An 18119-nucleotide genomic window follows, 5' to 3' on the forward strand; every position below is an offset into this window, starting at 1 on the left:
TAATTAAAAGTAAATTTTAATCTTTTCAAAGCAAGAAGAACATCACTGATTGCGGTTTGTACCAGCCTGCTTTGCAGGCACAGCTGTATATTCCCTCCGGCTGAAGAAGGCGGGGCATCATGGTGAGGCGTGGATGCGAAAGACTCTGGTGTCTCCCTGCGTGCCTTGACCGGTGATGCCAGCGGTTTCGGTATCCGTACCCGGTACGGCTTGCGCGGAAGCGGCGGTGTTGTTCGGCAGCGGCAGCCGGGGGGCGCGGCCACGGCGATAAGGCCGGGTAGTTTTCGCCCGGCCAAACCGTTGGGCTGCATTTTTTTACTGCTGCTGGTAATGGAATCGGCCGTGCAGCTTGTGTCGACCGTGCGGTTTCTCCTTGGAGAAACCCGTGAGAAATCGGGTCTGGTCACATATCAGTGGGTATTGTAGGCCACCAGCCTGACGCAGAGTTTTTTCTCCAGGTTCCTGATTTTTGCCAGGTCATCGTCGGCCAGGTTTGCCGGGGAAGGCGGAGCGTAATAGGCCATAATCTGTTTGCCCGTCTCTTTTTCCAGTTGCTGAATAGCTTTGATGCCGTCTTCGTCGAGGTAGTTTGCTAAAGAGTGATCAAAATCCATGGTTTGTCTCCTAGAATAAGGTTCATGAGATAATTGCCCACTAAAATCTTATAACCACGGACAGACCAAAATCAAGCTATATGTTAGTTTGTCCAAAAGGCCGCCGGTTGAAAAAAAACTGGCATCCCGGCAAAAAAAAAAAGAAGGCCCCACGGCGGTGCGGTGGAGCCTTCTTTGGTGGTCGGGGGTAAAAACGTCCTGTTACCCCTGGCGGTTGAGAACGGTGTTGTCGATCAGCCGTATTTTGTTGAGGTTCACGGCAATTGCCAGCAGGGCCGAATCCTCTATCGATGAAACGGGGTCCATGGTTTCGGTGTCGCAGATGGAGACGTAGTCGATGGTATTTTCGGCAAACTCGGAAAGTATCGCCGTTACCTGCTGGATTATGGAGGTCGCATCCGTTGTCCCGTCTGCCACCATCTGTCTTGCGTGTTGTATCGATCTCGACAGACTGAGAGCCGCTTTTCGCTGGTGATCCTTGAGATAGGCATTTCTTGAGCTCATGGCGAGTCCGTCCGGCTCGCGAACTATGGGCCCGCCCATAACCTCTATGTCGAACTTGAGATCCTTCACCATTCTCCTGATGGTAGCCAGTTGCTGAAAATCTTTTTCGCCGAATACCGCGACATGGGGTTTGACGATATGGAACAGCTGCGTCACTACCGTCGTAATGCCTTTGAAAAATACCGGTCTGGACAGACCACACAAGTGGTTGGGCAGATGGGCAAGTTCGACATAGGACTGGTAGCCGTCGGGGTAGATTGTATCGGCTGACGGCAGAAACACCACGTCGACACCTTTTTCCCTGGCAAGCTCGATGTCTTTTCCCTCGTTTCGCGGATAGGAGTCCAGATCTTCATTGGGGCCGAACTGGGCCGGGTTTACGAAAATACTGAGAACGACTGTGTCGCAATTTTCGCCGGCTATATCTACAAGAGACAGATGCCCCTGGTGGAGATAACCCATGGTGGGAACAAAGCCAATTTTTTTGCTATCTGCCCGCAGCTGATCTGCATACTGCTGCATTTCTGTTATGGATTCGATGATCTTAATCTCAGCACCTCATTTGTGTAGTTTGACAAAAAACGATATCTAGCAGGTAGCACCATTTTTCACCAAAATAACAAAAAACACAAGCCGGGAAAACCGCCTCGGCAGCGGGGACGTCGTTTTACCCCGTCCGCCGAGGCACAACCCCGGCGGCCCCGTTATGCCTTTTCAAGAATCGCCCTGCTCCTTTTTACCGCACAGAGGTCGCCGCACATGGTGCAGACATCACTGTCGATAGGCTGTGAGGATTCCCGGTAGGCTTTTGCCTTTTCCGGGTCGATTGCAAGATCAAACATTTTTTTCCAGTCCAGCTCCTTGCGGGCGTGGCTCATTTTATTGTCCCACTCGATCGCTCCGGGAATACCCTTGGCAACATCGGCTGCGTGGGCGGCAATCCGCGAAGCGATAATCCCCTCTTTCATGTCGTCCATGTCGGGGAGACGAAGGTGCTCGGCCGGGGTCACGTAGCAGAGAAAGTCCGCCCCGTTTGCCGCGGCAAGAGCGCCGCCGATAGCCGAGGTAATGTGGTCGTATCCTGGTGCCACATCGGTCACAAGAGGTCCCAATACATAAAAAGGGGCGCCGTGGCACAGTTTCTTTTCCAGCTGCATATTGGAAACCACTTCATTGAGCGGTACATGTCCCGGGCCTTCGATCATTACCTGGACTTCCGCCGCCCATGCGCGCTTGGTCAGCTCGCCCAGGACTATCAGCTCCTGGATTTGCGCAGCATCGGTGGCGTCGTGAAGACTTCCCGGTCTGAGTCCGTCTCCCAGGCTGAGGGTAATATCGAACTGGCTGCAGATGTCGAGCAGCCGGTCGAAATGGGTGAAAAACGGGTTGTCGCAATCGTTCCTGTGCATCCAGTCGAGCAGCAGGGAGCCGCCGCGGCTTACCACGTTGGTGAGCCGCGGGTTGTTCTTGAGCCGCTCCACCGCCGACTGGTTAAGGCCTGCATGGATGGTCAAAAAATCGACGCCGTCTTCGGCATGCATCCGGACCACATCGAAAAAGTCGTCTACGGTTATAGCTCCTACGTCCTTACCGTAGCGGGCAACGGCATCGTACACCGGGACGGTGCCGATCATAACAGGCGAAATTTCAACGGTTTTCCTCCGAAAAGTCCGGGTGTCGCCAAAGGTTGAAAGGTCCATGATCGCGTCGGCTTTCAGTTCGATCGAACGGCGGACCTTGTTGAGTTCTGATTCAACATGGCAGCAGTCTTCGGAGACCCCGAGATTGACATTGATTTTTGTCCTGAGTCCGGTGCCGATTCCTGCCCCGAGAAGGCTGCTATGGTTGCGGTTGGCAGGTATTGCGATCTGTCCTGCCGCCACTTTTTCAAGCAGGCTGGTCTCGTCTATGGACTCGGTGGCGAGAATGTTCTTCATCTGGGGGGTCACGATGCCCTTCCGGGCGGCATCTTTCTGGGTTGTATAGGTACTCACGATATATTCTCCACTGATAAGATTTACAGCTGATCGGCTGTTGGAACTTCGCTTTTTCACAAGCGAAAACGGTTATGATAACATCGCTTTTGCAAGCGAGGTCACTGTCTTGCTGATATCGTCTGCTCCGACTATTTCCGTCACCAGGCAGACGGTCTTTGCACCGCGTTTTACTACTTCTGTTATGTTGTGTTCTTTTATTCCGCCGATTGCGGCGAAGGGCAGGGGGCAGTTTGTTGCCACATATTCCAGGTACTCCAGCCCCACGGGATCGACCACGTTTTCCTTGGTCCGGGTCGCGTAGATGGGACCCACCCCTATATAGTCGGCGCCCGCTTCCTCCGCACCTGCCACCTGTTCCGGCGAATGGGTGGAAAGGCCTATTATCTTGTCGGGTCCCAGGAGTTTGCGCACCTCTTTAACCCCAAGGTCCTCCTGTCCGACGTGGACCCCGTCCGCGTCGACCAGAAGTGCGATATCGACAAAATCGTTGACGATGAAAACAACACCGCTGTCCCGTGTGATTTCCCTGATTGCGTAACACTCGTCAAGGATCTCACGGTAGTCCTTCAGGTGTCGTTTTTCCCGGTACTGGACAGTAGTCACTCCGCCGTCGATCATCGCTCTGACGACCTCCGTGTTGGAGCGGCCACGGGAAAATTTTTCAGCAGTTATGCCGTATATTCCCTGGGGCAGGGATGGTTTGTTGTCAGTCATTGTATCCCCCGTAGGTTAAGACTATTTCCGCCATTTTTGCCGCCACCGCCGCCACCTTGCAGCAAAAAAGCGGGTGGTCGTGAATATCTCTTGTGAAATCACCGACCACGAAACAGTTGCCTATTTTTCTGGTGGTGATGGCGTCAAGCTCGAGCCCGGCGATACCGCATGCCGAAACCGTCAATTTCTTGAGCGGTCCGAGCAGCTCAAGGACCATTTTTTTGTCTTCGCTCCTGTCAAATCCCTCAACAATGATATCGCAGTCACCAAAGAGCGTTTCGAGGTTGCCGTTGTCAAGTCTGGTGCAGCGGGTAACCAGGTTGACACCGGGATCTATCCTTTTGAGATTGGCTGCAAGCATTTCAACCTTGGGCTTTCCTATCTGGTCGGCAAAATAGAACTGACGGTTTAGGTTCGATGGTTCGACCAGGTCGAAATCGATCAGCGTAAGATCGGTGACCCCGCTGCGCACCAGGTTTACAGCAACGTTTGAACCAATGCCTCCTACACCTGCAATTCCCGTTCTCATCGGATGTCGTCCCAATCTTTGTAGACGGGCTGGTATCCCTGTTGCCGTATGGCTGTTGCGACTTCGGCGACGCTGCGCTCATCGGTGATCTCGAACTGGGGTGTGTCGCTGCTGTCTGCCTTGCTGTATCCGCCTACGGTGGTGCAGACCCCGGCGGAAAAACGGGTCGCTCCCAGCCGGGTGAGGTTATCGCGCATGGCGCTGCTCTCCCTGGTCGAGACCGTGATTCCGGCCCTTGGCAAAAACAGCCGGAACGCCATCAGGTACTGGACAAACAGTTTGTCATTCACCGAAAAGGGAGGGTTGTAGTCGCACTCCGCTTCGTTGAACCTGGGCAGGGAGACGGCCACTTCGGTGTCGAGAAACTGCTGTTCCAGATATGCGGCGTGAAGACCGGTGAAGAAGAAGTCTCTCCTGCTCTCGGCAAGGCCGAGCAGAGCGCCGATATTAACGGTGCGGAAACCGGCGCGGGCTCCCCGTTCGGGGCCGTCGAGCCTGAACCGGAAATCTTTTTTCCTGCCGGCAAGGTGTACCTTCCGGTATGTCTCCTGGTCGTAGGTTTCCTGGAACAGGGTGAGTCCGTCCACTCCTTCGCGGTACAGCAGGCGGTATTCTTCCTCTTCCATGGGAAATATTTCGATCGCCACCGACGCAAAGTATTTTTTCAGGCAGCGGACGGTGTCGACCAGATAGTCGATGGGTGTTGCCTGCAGCGATTCGCCGGTGAGCAGCAGCACGTGCTGCATTCCCGTCCGTGACAGCGCCGCTGCCTCCTCTTCGATCTCTGCAAGGGTCAGGGTCCGTCTCTTGATCTCGTTGGTATGGTTGAACCCGCAGTAGATACAGTTATTGGAGCAGTGGTTCGAGATGTAGAGCGGGGTGAACAGCTGAATGGTCTTGCCAAAATACTGTACCGTCAGCTGGTGGGCTCTTTGGGCGATCAGTTCCAGGTGGTTGGCGGCGACAGGGGACAGCAGAGCCAGAAAGTCGGCGGGACGCAGCTTATCCAGCGTCACTATGCGCGCTATATCCGCATCGGTGACTGTGGCGAAATAGTCATCGAATGAAAAGTCTTGATATTGCGTTAATACTTCAAAAAAAGACATGTTTTCCTCCTTGGACAAAGCCGTTGTCTCGGCTATTGTCCGGAAAATCTCAGTTGAGAAAACCGGTAAGCGGGGATGAGGCTACAGCCTGGTCGGAACATTGTCCCCCCCCTGAAAGATACGCTTTACGGCCTGCCCGAACCGCCAGTTCAAACGCTTTTCCCATTGTCACCGGATCACCTGCGGTGGCGATGGCCGTATTGACCAGAACCGCGTCTGCTCCCATTTCCATGGCCGCAGCGGCGTGAGAAGGCAGTCCCAGACCGGCGTCGACTATGACCGGTACCCTGCAGTTTTCGATCAGCATGGCGATCAGCGGCTTGGTCTCCAGACCCCTGTTGGTGCCTATCGGCGCGCCAAGGGGCATGACCGCCGCAGCTCCGGCCGACTCCAGTCTCTTGGCCAGGGGGAGATCGGGCAGGATATACGGCAGCACAATGAAACCTTCCTTGGCGAGAATCTCCGTTGCCGCGAGCGTCTCCTGGTTGTCAGGCATAAGATACCTGGCATCGGTAATCACCTCTATTTTTATGAAATTGGTGCCGCTGGCCGCACGGGCTATCCTGGCTATCCTGACCGCCTGTTCCGCAGTTCTCGCGCCCGAGGTGTTTGGCAGCAGGGTTACGTTTTGGGGGATAGAGTCGAGAATATTGTCCGTCTTGCTCTGTTGGTCTATTCTTCTCAGGGCCACCGTGATGATCTGTGAACCGCTCGCCTCAAGCATCCCGGAGATGAGCGCGTTATCGGCAAACTTGCCTGTGCCGGTAAGAAGCCGGCTGGTAAAGGTCTTGTTGCCCAGTTGCAAAGTGTCGTCAGTCATTTTCATCCTCCACCGACAAAGTTTAGCAGTTCCAGGACGTCGCCTTCCTCAAGCCGTGTCGTCGCCCATTGGTCCTGTGGTACTAACCGCAGATTATGTTCCACCACCAGTGATGACGGGGGAAGATCCATCTGGTCGATAAGTTCCGTAAGACTGCCGGTGTCAATGTCTTGGTCCCTGCCGTTTATCTTGATCCGCATGTGTTGTTTCTCCTTGATGTCAGTTAGCCAAAAAAAAAGCCACTTACCCTGAAATAAGGGTAAGTGGCTTTGGTGAGACTTGTAGTTTTCCCAACATCAACTTTAGCCGCTTCCCTTCGCCGGTATTATCCAGATCAGGTTCTAAGGGTTGGATCGAAATCCTCTCAGCGGAGAGCACCCCTAGCGTTACTCTCCTTATAAACGGCTTCGGGACAATTGTCAATATCTGTTTTGGCTCCCTTGCAGGACAACGTTGGATGGTGATTTCTTGTTTTAAGACAATGGGTTACATAGATTCCACGGCAGGCTGGTATCATGGCGTGCGGCAGCGTGGGGGGACAGGGCAGTGTTGAGGTCGGGAAGGAAGAGCCGTACACCAAAAGCGGCCGACTCTTCCGGGAGCATTATCCTGGTGATCTGCGGATCAGTCGATAAAAGTAATGGTGGCGTCTTTGGGCAGTGCCAGCCCGACGCTTACTTCCAGGGCCTTGAAGGTGCCGGAAATCACCGGGCAGGAAACGTGGGGGATGGTTTTCAGCGCAACATCGAGAAGTCTGGAATTCAACTCGCCGGTTTGGCGGTTTTTAAACAGTTCGGTCATAACGTTGATATCATCGTCTGCCAGGATCTCGTCCACCTTCTTCCAGTTGGGGCACTGGCTTGTGATTTTCAGGCCGGCCTTGTATCCACCCCGGTCCTCGCTCTGCACCGTTGTTGTAAAGCCGCATATTCCGGCAAAAATTTTCACTTGTGTCATCGTGGTCATCTCCGGTTGTATTGTTCATCGACACGGGCTGCATACTCTGCGCCTGTCATTAATTGTCTCAGGATGCAGTTTTATCCACATTGTATAATTGTTCAACTATTTAATGAATTATTTGTCTGGGGGCGCCTGTCAAGCCGATCATGGTCCGCTGCAACCGGGACCGGGTCCGCTACGAGGTTGAAGTGCCGCTCGATTACACCATAGGTCTTCTCGTTTCTGCGGTGACGGTCGTGTCCTGGTCTTTATCGCCGTATGTGCCGGGACTGGCGAAACTTGTCCAGGTGAAAATTCACCGGGCTGAAGGGGGGCGCACAACCGGTAACAGGTTGGGCGCCATAAAAATAAAATTCCCTGTTGTTTTGAGGTTATACACTTTGTATCCTGTACGTGGTATAATGAGGTTGCCCCGGATTCCGGGATACCTGTGTTGTTCCGGTGTTACGTAATAAAGGAGAAAATATGCTGCAGGCAAAAGATATTATGACCAAAAAGGTTGTCACGGTACAACCCGAGACCAGCGTTATCGAACTGGCAAAACTCCTGGCGTCAAACAATATCAGCGGGGCTCCCGTCGTGGCTGACGATGGCACCTTGCTGGGCGTCGTTACCGAGAGTGATCTGATCGACCAGAAGAAAAAGATCCACATTCCCACCGTTGTGACGATTCTGGATTCCGTCATCTATCTCGAAAATCCTGACAAAATGGAAAAGGAGATAAAAAAAATCGCCGGGGCGACCGTGGGGGATATCTGCTCGAAAAAACCGGTCACCGTCTCCACGGTGACCTCCATTGAGGAGATGGCAACCATTATGGCCGAGAAGGGGGTCCACACCCTGCCGGTGATGGACGGCGACCGCCTGGTGGGCGTGGTCGGCAAAAAGGATATAATACGAACCCTTATCTCCTGATCGGCAAGGGTTCGTCTGTTGCCGCCGCCGATTGCGCGGCTGTCAGAAATAGGGATCGAACCTGAAGGTGCACTCCTTCATGGTGCTGATGCCGTCTAGCATCTGCACGATTCTTTCCCTGATGATGCCCTGCTGACTTTCCGGCGCCTTTAAAGATATCAGCGCGTTGCTGTCCTGCACGCTTACCGAAACGTTGGGATAGTCGAGAAGCCTGGTCCTGATGAGGGCGCTGAGGGCCATGTCCCCAAGGGTTTTCTGCGATTGTTCCGTTTCCTGAAAACGCTCAAATCCGGCGGTGGTGGCGATAAGCTCCACCGCTTCTTCCTCCGATATCTCTCCGATATTGACAATCAGGTTGTAGTGCTGGGGGTCCACGATATCTACCCCGTGAAGAAACATTCCCCACTTGCGTCGTTCTTCATCGTCGTTTTTCAACAGAAAGTACGCCTGTTCCTCTGAAATATTGGAACGATGCATCTCGTCCGCCACCCGGTTGTCGATGTCGGCGATAATTCTCACTTTCAGTACATGGGAAACATCGCGTACGAAATAGTGGCCGGCCAACCCGTGGAACACAACATTGCCGGGGAGGAAATGTTGCAGAACCGACGATGTTATCGCCGTTACAAATCGCTGCTTGCCGTGGGAAAATCGATCGAGAATGGAGAAGGAATCCTTGAGGCCGCGGACAAGCTTGATCTCGGGCAGATGAAACTCCTCAAGGCTGTCTATAAGTTCGTCACGGGACAGGCAGGGGTACCCGAGTCTTGCCGCCAGTTTTTCGGCGACGGACTTTGCGTGGTGATAACTGCCCCTGGAAATAGTGATAATCGGCATGAAAATCTCCTGTTTGAAGAAACGAGCAATCTGTGGCGTCGCTCTGCAGTCTCAACCCGAATGGCGACACATTCATGGCGAGCCGCTGAACTCGCAAACTGTGCGGGGTAACAAACTATTTTCAGAGTAGATTTTTTTGGGGCAAATATCAACTGGTAAAAAAGGTGCGGGGGCGGGGGCGGCTTTGGCCAGATTCTGCCTCGCTGTTGTAACGAAATAAAAACAGCTGGCGGCAATCCCTCCGGTTCTTCCGTCCGGGAACTTCGATTGCCGCCGTGTGGTGTGACTGTTACTCGGGAAGAATGCGAACCGCGCCGGTATCGGCGGAAGATGCCAGCAGGGCATACGCCTTCAGGGCGCTGCTCACCTGCCGGTCCCGGTCCTGCGGAGTGAAGGCGAGGCTTCCCCTGGCTTCCTCCCGGCGCCTCCTGTTATCCATCTCTTCGTCGGAAACCAGTGCCCTGATTGACCTGTTGGGGATGTCGATCTCTATGGTGTCGCCGTCTTGCACAAGGCCTATTTCTCCTCCGGCGGCCGCCTCCGGCGAGATATGGCCTATAGACAGTCCCGAGGTGCCGCCGGAGAACCTGCCGTCGGTTATCAGGGCGCACTCCTTGCCGAGATGGATCGATTTAAGGTACGATGTCGGATAGAGCATCTCCTGCATGCCCGGGCCTCCTTTGGGGCCTTCATAGCGGATGACGATAATGTCTCCGGCAACGATGTCGCCGCCGAGGATCGCGTCGCAGGCGGCTTCCTGCGAGGAGTACACCTTGGCCCTGCCAACAAACTTGAAAATCGAGGGGTCAACCCCGGCGGTTTTGACGATGCATCCGTTTCTGGCTATGTTTCCAGTGAGGACGGCGAGTCCCCCGTCCTTGCTGTAGGCGTTGGCTATATCGCGGATGCAGCCGTTTTCCCGGTCAAGGTCGGCTTCCTTGTACATGGTCTTTTGCGATCCCATTGTAAGGTTGGCGCCGGTGCGGGCAGGAGCGCTGAGGTAGAGTGTCTCCGCTTGTCCGGTGTGGCTGGGTCTTGTTATATCCCAGCGGTCGAGGGCTTCGCTCAGGGTGGTCCCGTCGGCCCTGCTGACGCTGGTGTCAAGCAGCCCGCAACGATCAAGTTCGCCGAGAATACCCATGATACCGCCGGCCCGGTTCACGTCCTCGATATGGTAATCAGAATTTGGGGAAACCTTGCACAGGTTGGGCACCCTGCGGGACAGTGAATCGATGTCGGCCATGGTGAAATCCACTTTTGCCTCTCTGGCAACGGCGAGCAGATGCAGTACCGTGTTGGTCGACCCGCCCATGGCAATGTCGAGGGTCATGGAGTTTAAAAAAGCAGCCCTTGAACCTATGGAGCGCGGCAACACCGAACTGTCTTCATTCTGGTACCAGGCCGTTGCCATTTCGACTATTCTTTGGGCCGCGTCCTCAAACAGTTTTCTCCGTCCGGCATGGGTGGCAACCACGGTGCCGTTGCCTGGCAGGGCCAGGCCCAAGGCCTCGTTGAGGCAGTTCATCGAGTTGGCGGTGAACATACCCGAGCAGGAACCGCAGGTGGGGCAGGCGCACCGTTCAACCCGGTCGATCTGCTCGTCGCTTACCTCCCTGTCCGCCGCCATTACCATGGCGTCTACCAGGTCGTAGCGTTTGTCGCCGTCGACTCCTGCTTCCATGGGACCGCCCGATACGAAGATAGTAGGAATGTTGAGCCGCATGGCGGCCATCAGCATGCCCGGGGTGATCTTGTCGCAGTTGCTGATGCAGATCAGCGCGTCCACGGTGTGGGCGTTGCACATGTATTCGACACTGTCGGCAATGAGATCCCGGGAGGGGAGGGAGTAGAGCATCCCCGAGTGGCCCATGGCAATGCCGTCATCAATGGCAATGGTGTTGAATTCTGCAGCAAAACAGCCTGATTTTTCAATTATGCCCTTGATGTGCTGACCAATTTCATGGAGGTGAACGTGCCCCGGGACAAACTGGGTGAAGGAGTTGGCGATGCCGATGATGGGTTTGCCGAACTGTTCTTCCTTGACACCGTTTGCACGCCACAGGCTTCGGGCACCTGCCATTCTCCGCCCTTGGGTCGTGGTTGCGCTGCGCAGTGGAATTGCCATGATGAAATACTCCAGATTATTGAATTGGATTTGGAAAATCGAGAAATTTCTAGAAAAAACGCTAAAAAGCTTGTATCAATTGTTAGATAAAGAGACAATATACTATTATTAATAGCGGTATTGCACTTATTTTCAAGGGAGGGGCATGAAAAGAACTGAAATAGATTACTGGATTGCGACGATGCTGGAATCGCACAGCAACGTGTCGGATCTCAATATCACCGTGGGCAAAAGCCTGCAGGTGGAATCAGCCGGTATCCTGGTGCCGGTGGAGGTTGAGCCGCCCGTAAAAGAGTTGACTCCTTTTCAGACCGAAACTTTTGCTCTTAACCTTATTGGAAAAAATCAGCGTCTGCTGAAAGACCTGGTGGAGAAAGGGTCCTGCGACCTTTCTTACGCCCTGTCCGACAAAGCCAGGTTCAGGGTCAATGTGTTCACCCAGAAAGGGTATTTCACCACCGTTCTGCGTAAACTTGAAACCACCGTGCCGTCAATCGAATCGATGAAATTCCCCGAGGCGTTCGGGATGATGGCCGCAGAACTCAACGGGCTTGTGCTGTTCACCGGCGCCACCGGTACCGGTAAGACCACAAGCCTTGCCGCCCTTCTCAACAGGGTCAACCAGGAGCGGGCGGTGCATGTGGTGACTCTTGAAGATCCCATAGAATACGTCCATGCCCAGCGTAAGGCCACGTTCAACCAGCGTGAACTCGGAAACGATTTCGAGACCTTTGCCGGCGGTATGAGAGCGGCGCTCAGGCAGGCGCCCAAGGTTATCCTGGTCGGTGAAATGCGCGATCGGGAGACCATGGAGATCGCACTTACCGCCGCCGAAACCGGTCACCTGGTGCTTTCGACCCTGCACACCATTGATGCAGGGCAGACCATGAACCGTATAATCTCCATGTTCGATCAGGAAGAGCAGGCCCAGATCCGCAACCGGCTGGTGGACACCATCCGCTGGGTCGTCAGTCAGCGCCTCATGCCGCGGGTCGGCGGCGGAAGAATCCCGGCGATGGAGATCCTTCGCACCAGCCTCCGGGTAAAAGACCTGATTTTGAATGGGGAAACCGAGGACAAGACGTACTATTCCATACTCAGCCAGGGTGCCGCCCTGCATATGCGTACTTTTGACCAGCATATCCTGGATATTTACGAACAGGGACTGATAACCGAAGAGACCGCTATCATCTACTGTTCGCAGAGGGCCGAGTTGAAGCGCGGAATTGATCGGATCAAGTCCGAGCGCGGGGAATCGACCACCAACCTGACCAGCCTGAGTATGGAAGAGCAGGAAGATGACCGGTTCGCCAGCGGCTACGGTTGATATGCGTCCAGGACGTTTTCATCACCGATGCAGATATCTCTTAGCTAAATGATTTTTTTCAGTGCGAGGAAATAATGGTAGTCAACTGCCCCCATTGTGCAAAACAGCTCAAACTCAACGACAAGGCCCTTGAGAGCATAGGTCGGCTGCAGGCCGGCCAGAAGATTAAAGTCAGATGCGTACAGTGTTCCGAGGGGTTCAACCTTGATAGATCGAGCCTTGCCGGCATGGCTGCAAATCAGCCCGGAACGGACGCCCAAAAAGGCGGACAACCGGCCGCATCCAGGGTGGTGCCACCCTCGCCGCCGGACATAGAGTGGCTGCGGGACGGTTCGTTTGAGGACAAGGAAACCGTCGATGACATCCCCAGCGCCCTGATACTCTTTCCCGATATAGCGGCAAAGGAGACGATCAGGAAGGCCGCATCCGATTTCGGCTATCACGTGGAGAGCGCGGAAAATTCCGCAGAAGCCATTGAAAAAATGCGTTTTGTCAATTATGCCGCGGTGTTTTTGCATGAAAATTACGAGCAGGCGGGGTTGGAGAACGGCGCTTTTCATCAATATATGCGGACTATGACAATGTCCAGGAGACGATACATTTTCTATGTCCTTGTCGGCGGCAGGTTCAGCACATTATATGATCTGCAGGCCCTTGCCTGGTCCGCCAATCTGGTAATCAATGACCGGGAAACCGAGTATATCCATACTATTCTGAGAAAAGCCATCCCGCAATATGAGGAGTTGTTTGGCCCGGTAATGGAAGCCTTGCGGTTTGCCGGAAAATAACAGCTGAGGATGCACTTTCCAGTTCGCCGGTCACCCGGGTGCCGTCTCCATCTTTTTTCCAGGTGGAGACGGCACTTCTTCTTTGGGGCGTGGCGGGTACCGGCTCACCGCGTGTCAAACTAAATACAGTGAAATTGAATGAAACAGATCATCATCTCCGCACGTTCGAAAATCCGTAAGATCCTGCAGTCGGGCAAGAACCGATGCAGGAAACTGGTTGAAAAATCTTCCGTTGACCGCAAAAGCGATTCCCCGGCCGTCCAACAGCAGGTGTCGTCGCCGGGTACTCAGGGCCAGACCGAGCCCAGGACGCCCGAGGTTAAAAAGGCCGGGCGAACTGGGAAAAACGGCCAGGACCGGAAACCGAAGAGGGAACCGCCGTGGAGTCTGGAACAGTTTCCGGTGGTCCCGGCAGAAGGCAAGAGTCGTTTTCACGATTTTGCCATTCCGCTCAGGGTCATGCACGCGATAGCCGACCAGCAATTCGAGTATTGTACCCCCATCCAGGAAAAATCCCTGGCACACGTGCTGGCGGGCAAGGATCTTGTGGGCAAGGCCAATACCGGCACCGGCAAGACCGCGGTGTTCCTTATCGCCATTGTCGCTCGTCTGCTTGGGGAAAAGCCGGGTGGTACAGGTGCCGTCCGGTCGCTGGTGCTGGCGCCGACCCGTGAGCTCGTGGTGCAGATTGCAAAAGATGCCAGGGGAATAGCCAAATACAGCAATCTATCGGTGAGGATGGCATACGGCGGCGTCGATTATCAGAAACAGCAGGATCTGCTCAAGGACCGGCGATGCGATATCCTGGTCGCCACCCCCGGCAGGCTTCTTGATTTCCTCGGCAAGGGGGTGGTGGACCTGTCGCGGTGCCGCGTCCTGGTACTCGATGAGGCGGACAGGATGCTTGATATGGGGTTTATTCCCGATGTCCGGAGGATTGTAGGGCGGTTGCCGTCGCAGGATCAGCGGCAGACCATGCTTTTCAGCGCCACGGTTCCCGATGACGTCAAGCGCCTCGCGTCGCAGTGGTGCGTCAAGCCTAAAGTGGTGGAGGCGGAGCCTGAGCAGGTTGCGGTGGAAACGGTGGAACAGGTGATCTATCTCACCACTGCTGAAGAAAAGTACCGTGTCCTGTACAATCTTATCCAGGCGCACCCCGATGACCGGATCATTGTGTTTGCCAACATGAAGAACGAAGCGAAAAGGCTTGCCGACAGACTTGGCCGCAACGGGGTGGAGTGCGTGCTGCTCTCAGGAGACGTCGCCCAGGACAAGCGCATGAAGCGGTTGGAGAACTTTCGTGAAGGCAAGGTGAAAATCCTGGTGGCAACCGACGTCGCCGGACGGGGAATTCATATCGAAGGTATAACCTTCGTCGTGAACTACACCCTGCCTTACGAACCTGAAGATTACGTGCACCGGATAGGCCGGACGGGGCGGGCGGGAGCCGAAGGAAAAGCGGTCAGTTTCGCCTGCGAGGAAGGGTCTTTCTACCTGCCGGATATTGAGGAGTATATTGGTAACAAATTCAACTGTACGGTGCCGGAGGAATCACTTCTGGCCGAGCCCCCGCCGGAGCAGCGCGATAAACCGGGGACCCGGACCGGGGGCAGGGAGCCCGGCAAAAAACGACGCCGATCCGGCCGGCGCCAGAAAAACAGGACGCCTGTTGCAAAAAAGAGTGGTTCTTCCGGCCAGGCGGACAAAATGGAATAGTTTAACAGTTGCGGCCGGATAACAAATTGTATAATCACACGAGGATAACGCAGTCGTGATATCACGATGATCGTTTTTTGTGTGAAAATCTCAAGAAGAGTTTGTATTATTGTCGAAAATTTGATATACAGTACTGTTCAAGTAAGAAAAGGTTGTGTCTTGAGGGAAAGAGACAACCTTTGTTTTCTTTCTGCGTGGGGGCGTCCCCGTGCAGGTAACCGTAAACCTTAACCTTATCCTCGATCCGTATCGGACGTGACGAGGCCCACAGGAAGAGTAAAATCCATGACAGAACAACTTGACAAATCAATCCAGGACGGCAGTGAAGATCTGAGCTTTGCAGAGCTCTTTGAAATGGAAGAAAACAACAGAGTGGTAGCTGTTGGTGACGTTGCCATGGGAACGATCATTGGCAGTGTAGATGATTACCTCCTGGTTGATGTCGGCGACAAGGCTGAAAGCTATATCGCCAAATCCGAATTTCGCCTGGAAGAAGGTGAGGAAATCAACATCGGCGATGTTTACGAAGTTTTTGTCGAGCGTCGTAAGGAAGAAGGCGGGCTGCTCCTGTCGCGGGAAAAGGCCATCGCCATCAAGGTATGGGAGAAAATCGCCGAGATCCAAGAAGCCGATGAGACAATTACCGGAAAAATTGAGAGCCGGGTTAAAGGCGGTATGTCCGTCGATATCGGTGTCCCGGCATTCCTGCCCTATTCCCAGATCGACCTTCGTCCTGTCAAAGATCTTGATGCATTAGTCGGTAATGCGATGGACTTCAAGATTCTGAAGTTCAACAAGAAAAGAAACAACGTCGTCATTTCACGGCGGGCCATTCTTGAGGAAGAGCGCAACAAACTGCGTGAAGAGATGCGTTCCAAGCTGGAAGAGGGACAAATCATCAAGGGTGCCATCACCAATATCACCGATTACGGCCTGTTTATCGATATGGGTGGCATGGACGGCCTCTGTCATATCACCGACCTCAGCTGGGGCAGAGTATCCCATCCGGCGAAACTCTACAAAGTCGGCGAAGAACTCGAAGTCAAGGTGCTCAAGTACGACCGGGATAACGACCGCGTATCCCTTGGTGTCAAACAGCTCCGTGATGATCCGTGGGAAACTGTGGTCGATAGATATCCGGTCAACGAGACCACTTCGGGCAAGGTCGTGTCGATTACCGATTACGGCGTGTTTGTGGAGCTCGAGGAAGGCGTGGAAGGACTTATCCATGTGTCGGAGATGACATGGTCCAAGAAACCCAGACATCCCTCCAAGATGGTTTCGGTAGGTGATGACGTTGAGGTTATGGTGCTCAACATCGAGACCGAAACCAAGCGGATTTCCCTTGGCATGAAGCAGCTTCAGCCGAATCCATGGGATCTCGTCACCGAAAATTATCCGGTGGGCTCCGTTATTGAGGGCAAAATTAAAAATATCACCGACTTCGGTGTGTTCATTGGTATTGAAGAAGGAATTGACGGGCTCATTCATGTGTCCGATCTGTCCTGGACCGAACGCATCAAGCATCCGTCGGAAAAATATGCCAAAGGGGAAACCATTCAGGCTGTAGTGCTGAAGATTGACAAGGAGAACGAGAGATTTTCCCTTGGAATCAAGCAGCTGGTACCGGATCCGTGGCAGGCGGCCTATAACAACTATCCGTCGGGGACCGTGGTGGAAGGTGAAATCACCAACGTTACCGACTTCGGTGTATTTGTCAAACTCGAGGAAGGCATCGAAGGGCTGGTGCATGTCTCCGAGCTGAGCAAGGACAAGGTGAAGACTCCGGTCGGTATGTACAAGGTCGGCGACGTCCTCAAGGCTATCGTGATAAATGTTTCCGCAAAAGACCGCAAGATCGGCCTCTCGGTAAAAACCCTTGAGGGAGACGACGAGGAAACTGCAGTCGAGCGGTTCAAGAAAGCTGAAAAAGAGGCGTCAGACGCCGCACCATCTACTTTTGGAGACCTGCTCAAAGCGGCCGCAGAGGGCAGTGACTCAGCGGATAACGACTAAGTTTCCTGAAGGGAAGGTGGGCAGAGTGTAGCTCAAAGGTTGTCTTGCCGTAAATCCGGCAAGACAACCTTTTTTTATACTGTCCGTGACGCCGCCTGCGCAGGCGTCGCTCTAATTTTTACTGGAAGTTGATGAACGTATGCTGAAAAAAGATTTAGTTGATAGGGTAAGTAGTGAGTTGTCCATGCAGAAGCAGGACGTGAGCCTGGCAGTTGATATAATGCTTGATGCCATGTCAAAAGCGCTGATTGAAGAGAGGCGGATAGAATTGCGTGGATTCGGCAGCTTTTCCGTACGATCGAGAAAACCGCGGTCGACCAAAAATCCGCGTACCGGCAAGATAATGGAAATACCGGATCGTAAGACCTTGCACTTCACCATGAGCAAATCGCTCAAGGAAGCATTGATCAGCGAAACGGAGTAACGTCTCCTTTACCTTCACGCAGTATCTCGGGGTAATCGCTGGTAAGGTCGATTACCGAGGACGGATCGGGAAAAACTGGACCTGCATCGATGATCAGGTCTATTCGTTTTCCGAGATACTGCTCGATTTCGTATGGGTCGGAGAGCACGGTGTTAACATCTTCAAGTTGGACACTGGTATTGATTATTGGGTTGCCGAGGGTTTCGAGCAACAGCCTGCTGACCGGATGAGCGGGTACCCGTATACCTACAGTTTTCTGCTTTGTAGCCATTGTCTTGGGTACCAGTTTTGTTCCGGGTAAAACGAAGGTGTAAGGGCCGGGCAGGTTTTTCTTGAGTAACCTGTACGCGGTGTTTGACACGTGGGCAAAGCGGCTGATATCTTTGAGATCGGAACACATAAAGGAAAAAGGCTTGTTATTCGGTCGTTTCTTAAGCTGTATGACCTGTTTGATAGCCTTCTGGTTGAACAGGTCGCAGCCGATCCCGTAGCCGGTGTCTGTAGGGTAGCAGATGACACCGCCATTTTTTAAGAATTTTACGGCTTGTTCTATGAGCCGTTGCTGTGGATTTGTAGGGTTGATTGCAAGCAGCATGGTCGACTTGATCCTCTGGTTCGGTGTCTGGGGTGCATTCCGGTAGCGCCCGATAGACAAAAATTAAGCATGTTTTCTGCTGTTTGAACTTATTTTGGATTTTGGCAACAGCAAAACAATGTAAAATTTAGT

Annotated in this window: 19 protein-coding genes and 1 riboswitch; of the genes, 7 read left to right on the top strand and 12 right to left on the bottom strand. The window is 53.6% G+C overall.

Translation table 11 applies throughout. The features are described from left to right. The first annotated feature begins 129 nt into the window (after positions 1 to 129). The gene (locus tag BLQ17_RS09360; RefSeq protein ID WP_092222150.1) at positions 130 to 426 is read left to right on the top strand and encodes a hypothetical protein; all 297 of its coding nucleotides are present in this window, start codon (positions 130 to 132) and stop codon (positions 424 to 426) included. Here the strand turns inward: BLQ17_RS09360 and BLQ17_RS09365 are convergent. The 9 genes from BLQ17_RS09365 to BLQ17_RS09405 all read right to left on the bottom strand — a co-directional run bounded on the left by BLQ17_RS09365 (position 411) and on the right by BLQ17_RS09405 (position 7241). Then, positions 411 to 614, bottom strand: coding sequence for a hypothetical protein (locus tag BLQ17_RS09365; protein ID WP_092222152.1), 204 nt, complete (start codon positions 612 to 614; stop codon positions 411 to 413). The genes BLQ17_RS09360 and BLQ17_RS09365 overlap by 16 nt on opposite strands. Before the next feature lie 201 nt (positions 615 to 815). Then, the gene (gene panC, locus BLQ17_RS09370; protein ID WP_092222154.1) at positions 816 to 1667 is read right to left on the bottom strand and encodes a pantoate--beta-alanine ligase; all 852 of its coding nucleotides are present in this window, start codon (positions 1665 to 1667) and stop codon (positions 816 to 818) included. A 155-nt stretch (positions 1668 to 1822) separates the two neighbouring features. Further along, positions 1823 to 3112 (bottom strand): phosphomethylpyrimidine synthase ThiC, encoded by a 1290-nt coding sequence (gene thiC / locus BLQ17_RS09375; RefSeq protein ID WP_281180519.1) that lies wholly within the window; start codon positions 3110 to 3112, stop codon positions 1823 to 1825. 72 nt (positions 3113 to 3184) lie between these two features. Continuing rightward, complete coding sequence (gene thiE, locus BLQ17_RS09380; RefSeq protein ID WP_092222156.1) at positions 3185 to 3829, bottom strand: thiamine phosphate synthase; 645 nt, start codon at positions 3827 to 3829, stop codon at positions 3185 to 3187. Then, positions 3822 to 4358, bottom strand: coding sequence for a sulfur carrier protein ThiS adenylyltransferase ThiF (gene thiF, locus BLQ17_RS09385; protein WP_092222158.1), 537 nt, complete (start codon positions 4356 to 4358; stop codon positions 3822 to 3824). Before thiF ends, thiE begins: the two co-directional genes overlap by 8 nt. Continuing rightward, entirely contained in the window at positions 4355 to 5464 is a 1110-nt protein-coding gene (gene thiH / locus BLQ17_RS09390) for a 2-iminoacetate synthase ThiH (protein WP_092222160.1), read from the bottom strand. Before thiH ends, thiF begins: the two co-directional genes overlap by 4 nt. 49 nt (positions 5465 to 5513) lie before the next feature. Continuing rightward, positions 5514 to 6284, bottom strand: a complete 771-nt coding sequence (locus tag BLQ17_RS09395) for a thiazole synthase (protein ID WP_092222162.1) — start codon at positions 6282 to 6284, stop codon at positions 5514 to 5516. A 2-nt stretch (positions 6285 to 6286) separates the two neighbouring features. Then, complete coding sequence (thiS, locus tag BLQ17_RS09400; protein ID WP_092222163.1) at positions 6287 to 6484, bottom strand: sulfur carrier protein ThiS; 198 nt, start codon at positions 6482 to 6484, stop codon at positions 6287 to 6289. A gap of 94 nt (positions 6485 to 6578) precedes the next feature. Beyond that, a riboswitch (TPP riboswitch) is annotated at positions 6579 to 6676 on the bottom strand. Positions 6677 to 6908: 232 nt separating this feature from the next. Next, a complete protein-coding gene (locus BLQ17_RS09405) occupies positions 6909 to 7241 on the bottom strand; it encodes a DUF6951 family protein (RefSeq protein ID WP_092222165.1) in 333 nt (110 codons plus the stop codon). 468 nt (positions 7242 to 7709) lie between these two features. Between BLQ17_RS09405 and BLQ17_RS09415 the strand changes: the two genes are divergently transcribed. Then, positions 7710 to 8159: a CBS domain-containing protein gene (locus tag BLQ17_RS09415; protein WP_092222170.1), complete on the top strand. Its 450-nt coding sequence runs from the start codon at positions 7710 to 7712 to the stop codon at positions 8157 to 8159. 42 nt (positions 8160 to 8201) lie between these two features. Here BLQ17_RS09415 and BLQ17_RS09420 read toward each other — a convergent pair whose 3' ends face one another. Next, positions 8202 to 8996 (bottom strand): cytidylate kinase-like family protein, encoded by a 795-nt coding sequence (locus tag BLQ17_RS09420; protein WP_092222171.1) that lies wholly within the window; start codon positions 8994 to 8996, stop codon positions 8202 to 8204. Positions 8997 to 9285: 289 nt separating this feature from the next. Then, positions 9286 to 11121: a dihydroxy-acid dehydratase gene (ilvD, locus tag BLQ17_RS09425; RefSeq protein WP_092222172.1), complete on the bottom strand. Its 1836-nt coding sequence runs from the start codon at positions 11119 to 11121 to the stop codon at positions 9286 to 9288. Positions 11122 to 11266: 145 nt separating this feature from the next. Between ilvD and BLQ17_RS09430 the strand changes: the two genes are divergently transcribed. The 5 genes from BLQ17_RS09430 to BLQ17_RS09450 all read left to right on the top strand — a co-directional run bounded on the left by BLQ17_RS09430 (position 11267) and on the right by BLQ17_RS09450 (position 17392). Next, on the top strand, positions 11267 to 12448 hold the full coding sequence (locus BLQ17_RS09430) for a type IV pilus twitching motility protein PilT (RefSeq protein WP_092222173.1): 1182 nt from the start codon (positions 11267 to 11269) through the stop codon (positions 12446 to 12448). A 74-nt stretch (positions 12449 to 12522) separates the two neighbouring features. Further along, the gene (locus BLQ17_RS09435; protein ID WP_092222175.1) at positions 12523 to 13236 is read left to right on the top strand and encodes a hypothetical protein; all 714 of its coding nucleotides are present in this window, start codon (positions 12523 to 12525) and stop codon (positions 13234 to 13236) included. Positions 13237 to 13374: 138 nt separating this feature from the next. Further along, a complete protein-coding gene (locus BLQ17_RS09440; protein WP_092222177.1) occupies positions 13375 to 14952 on the top strand; it encodes a DEAD/DEAH box helicase in 1578 nt (525 codons plus the stop codon). Between the two features lie 285 nt (positions 14953 to 15237). Next, the gene (locus BLQ17_RS09445; protein WP_092222179.1) at positions 15238 to 16968 is read left to right on the top strand and encodes a 30S ribosomal protein S1; all 1731 of its coding nucleotides are present in this window, start codon (positions 15238 to 15240) and stop codon (positions 16966 to 16968) included. Between the two features lie 139 nt (positions 16969 to 17107). After that, positions 17108 to 17392 (top strand): HU family DNA-binding protein, encoded by a 285-nt coding sequence (locus tag BLQ17_RS09450; RefSeq protein ID WP_092222181.1) that lies wholly within the window; start codon positions 17108 to 17110, stop codon positions 17390 to 17392. Here BLQ17_RS09450 and BLQ17_RS09455 read toward each other — a convergent pair. Beyond that, positions 17376 to 17987, bottom strand: coding sequence for an L-threonylcarbamoyladenylate synthase (locus BLQ17_RS09455; RefSeq protein WP_092222183.1), 612 nt, complete (start codon positions 17985 to 17987; stop codon positions 17376 to 17378). The two genes, BLQ17_RS09450 and BLQ17_RS09455, sit on opposite strands and share 17 nt — an antisense overlap. Positions 17988 to 18119 lie beyond the last annotated feature (132 nt).

Origin of the sequence: Desulforhopalus singaporensis, assembly GCF_900104445.1 — a bacterium.
Taxonomy (GTDB): domain Bacteria; phylum Desulfobacterota; class Desulfobulbia; order Desulfobulbales; family Desulfocapsaceae; genus Desulforhopalus_A; species Desulforhopalus_A singaporensis.